The 3,097-nt window shown below is 36.5% G+C and carries 4 protein-coding genes, 2 tRNA genes and 1 pseudogene; 4 read left to right on the forward strand and 3 right to left on the reverse strand.

Annotation, left to right across the window (positions count from 1 at the left end):
* Positions 1-45 precede the first annotated feature (45 nt).
* Together BTR1S_RS21380 and BTR1S_RS21385 are read left to right on the forward strand one after the other, a co-directional pair.
* Positions 46-120: transfer RNA gene (locus BTR1S_RS21380), tRNA-Asn, on the forward strand.
* Positions 121-122: 2 nt separating this feature from the next.
* A tRNA-Thr gene (locus tag BTR1S_RS21385) sits at positions 123-195 on the forward strand.
* A gap of 106 nt (positions 196-301) precedes the next feature.
* Here BTR1S_RS21385 and BTR1S_RS22340 read toward each other — a convergent pair.
* A complete protein-coding gene (locus BTR1S_RS22340; protein WP_034325988.1) occupies positions 302-496 on the reverse strand; it encodes a tyrosine-type recombinase/integrase in 195 nt (64 codons plus the stop codon).
* Positions 497-568: 72 nt separating this feature from the next.
* Between BTR1S_RS22340 and BTR1S_RS23520 the strand changes: the two are divergent.
* Positions 569-779: pseudogene (locus BTR1S_RS23520) on the forward strand (ArpU family phage packaging/lysis transcriptional regulator); the annotation flags it as partial.
* 46 nt (positions 780-825) lie between these two features.
* Here BTR1S_RS23520 and BTR1S_RS21395 read toward each other — a convergent pair.
* On the reverse strand, positions 826-1,056 hold the full coding sequence (locus BTR1S_RS21395; protein WP_029418785.1) for a hypothetical protein: 231 nt from the start codon (positions 1,054-1,056) through the stop codon (positions 826-828).
* Positions 1,053-2,270, reverse strand: a complete 1,218-nt coding sequence (locus BTR1S_RS21400; RefSeq protein WP_029418786.1) for a Rap family tetratricopeptide repeat protein — start codon at positions 2,268-2,270, stop codon at positions 1,053-1,055. The genes BTR1S_RS21395 and BTR1S_RS21400 overlap by 4 nt, the downstream gene beginning before the upstream one ends.
* A gap of 167 nt (positions 2,271-2,437) precedes the next feature.
* Between BTR1S_RS21400 and BTR1S_RS21405 the strand changes: the two genes are divergently transcribed.
* Positions 2,438-3,097, forward strand: a 660-nt coding sequence (locus tag BTR1S_RS21405) for a ribonuclease YeeF family protein (protein WP_174522863.1), incomplete at its 3' end; no start/stop codon positions are given.

Below are 3,097 nucleotides of genomic sequence, written 5' to 3' on the forward strand. Positions count from 1 at the left end.
TGTTTATTTATATCTTTACCTTGCATGAAATGAAGCCTTTTCTATTCCGCAGTAGCTCAGTGGTAGAGCAATCGGCTGTTAACCGATCGGTCGTAGGTTCGAATCCTACCTGCGGAGCCAATGCTTCCATAGCTCAGCAGGTAGAGCACTTCCATGGTAAGGAAGAGGTCAGCGGTTCGAGCCCGCTTGGAAGCTTAAGTGAATATGTTGATCTGACGCAGTTTCCTCGATATATGGAACTGTTATTTTTTTGTCTAAAAATTGTTGGGTGGCATACGGGTGGCAAATCGAGAATTACTCCTTAATTTGCACCCAGTTTTATTACTTTGCTAATTGCATCCGCCACCAATAAATCTGATTCTTGATTGGCGTGTGTATATATATTTAGGGTTGTTTGAACATTTGCATGGCCGAGTCTTTTGGAAATTCCTTTAATATTCAACCCTGGCACTTTTCCAATTTGATTTATTAACATGGTAGCATGTGTATGCCTCATGTCATGAAGTCGGCTTGGTCTAATTATGTCTATCAGTGAATCTCTGCCACCATGTATTTGGAGAAGTAATGCTTAAATGAATTAAAAGTTGCACAGATGGACAGGGCGTTAACACAGAGTCTTGATGATGATGAATTGAATATCATAAAGGCCAAGTATCTCTCTCCCCAAAAAATAAAGGACATTGAAATTTATATGGAGATTGGGCTGAAAAAAGGACAAATATTATCAGATCAAACGGCAGGCCATTTATAACCTTGCAACAGCTCTCGGGATTATCTGAGGGTTGTGTGAACAAAAAAAGCAGACTCTTATGAGTCCGCCTCTCTTTATCCGAATGCACCGTTTTCAGTAAGTTTAAAATGAGCTGCACCGAAAATTGCGTCTTCATTTGACTTTTCGAATGTATTTTTGCTGTCTGTTTGAATTACAGCAAATTCGGCGTCATCCATAACTTTAAATTTGGTCGAAATTGTTACTTCCGATGATTGCACTGAAAATAATATGATACTTAAAGCTATTACGACCGTAGGTAAAAACACTTTTGAAATCTTTTTCACTTTAATCCCTCCGTTACTTTGAAGATTTGATTTCTTGCACAATGTGCTTTTTCGAAAAAATGTGCTGCTTTGGTGATGTTACCTGTTTCTTTGTAATGAAAAGCAGCTTCTAACATTAATTCGGCAACGTGGAACCATAACTTTTTCTCTTCTAAGTATTCCAAACTTTCCTCAATTTTTCCAGAGGCTTCTTTATCATATATGGCTTGGATAAAGTTGATTTTTGCTATATATTCTTTTTCATCGACTTTTTGAGCATCGGATAATCCTTCTTCACATAAGCTTTGAGCTTCATTATTTAAACCCAATTTATAAAGGATCAATGCTAAGTTGAACTTTACTTTAATGGCTAAGCGTCTTTTTTGACATTCTTCGATTTCAAGAGCTTTTCGAAAGCAATTCGCAGACTCTAATAGCATATTTCTTCGTCCATAATTCAGCCCCAAATTATAAAGTGCCAAGCTTTCGGCATATGGGAATTTTTCTTCTCGTGACTTATCTAATGCATTTTTATAGTGCATTTCGGCTTCTTCATAACGGAACAGATCCATTTTATTTGCACCTAAAATCATTTCACTATTAATAGCTTTTTCAGAGTAGCTGTCATCTGCTCGAAAGGACTCTAAAGCTTTTTGAGCGTGGGATAGTGAAAAGAAGTGTTGTTTGATTCTATAATATGCAATTGCAACACGATAGTGAAATTCTGCATTCTCAATTTCATCAGGAATTTGTTTAAGTTTATCTTCGGCTATTTGATAAAGGTTAATTGCTTTTATGTAATTTTTGTTGTGAAATTCATACTGTCCGGAGAAGAAATAGAAATAGTATTGGAGCAGAGCATCTGTCTTTTCTATACCCTCTTTTTCCAGTTCCAGCTTTTTAAATAGCAGCTTAGATTCATTTAAATTTTCTAACATGATTTTATGACGAAAATCCAAAACATTAAAATACAATAGTACGTCCTGGTCTTCTTCCATAATTGGCAGCATGTTCTCAATTTCATCCTTTATGGCAATAGCTTGTTCAACTTTTTGTTGTCTAATCATCCCGTACCATTGATTTAGCATTTTTATAACTTTTTCAGTTGCAATTTTGACTGTCAATGCTCTTATCATCCTTTCGTATAGTCGATTTAAAATATTCAAAAAATTAAGGTTATCAATTTCCTTTTTCTGCATACCTTTCATTTTACAAAAAGGATCATTTTTTGACAATGATTTTCCTTTTTTGGAATTCGGAAAAATTCTGTCTAGCGCGTTGGGTTTTAAGACCTACTCAATAAGATTCATTTTCATGGATAAACAGGATTTATTCACCAATCCATTTCCGTATAGTGGTAAACTCTATACTGATTGTAACTTTAGTATTAGAGGAGAATGCCATGAAGACTCTCGATGTCCATGCGTTGCACCATGCAATTGATCAAACGCTGGAACAATTAAAAAAGCAATCAGAAGAAATCGCCAATCTCAAAAAAAGCGTCGACGGGATAACGGCTCTTGACGATGCTTTAAAAGGTAAAGGCGGCGACGCGATTCGTGCCTTTTATGAAGAATGTCATACTCCGTTTTTGCGATTTTATGAATCTTTCATTGAGGAATACGAGTCATCTTTAAAAAAAATGAAAAATGCACTGAATTCCCTCGAACCGAATCACAACGGTTATATTTCGCAAGCCTTTCTCGATCACGATCTGGAACAAGGCTTAAACGCGGCTGATCGAACAACGAAACATTTGGTATCCAAAGCCAACGCCGCGATTTCAAAAGTCAGCCATATTGTTGATTTACCGGATTTGAATGACAATGATTTTCATGAACAAAATCGAAAAGCAATGAAAGACATCAATCAGACGATTGAAAAGCTGCATACGTTTGACAGAGAACAGACAAACGCCCTCAAAACAGCTGAAAATGACCTTGGGACGATGCAGAGGTACATAATCAGGCTTGAAAAAATGTACACAGGTCCTAAAATTGAAATCACCAGCTATCAAAAAGGCTCGATTTTAAAGCCGGATAAGATGGATGCTTTGAACGGG

The sequence above is a fragment of the Bacillus sonorensis NBRC 101234 = KCTC 13918 genome (genome assembly GCF_001592005.1).
GTDB lineage: Bacteria > Bacillota > Bacilli > Bacillales > Bacillaceae > Bacillus > Bacillus sonorensis.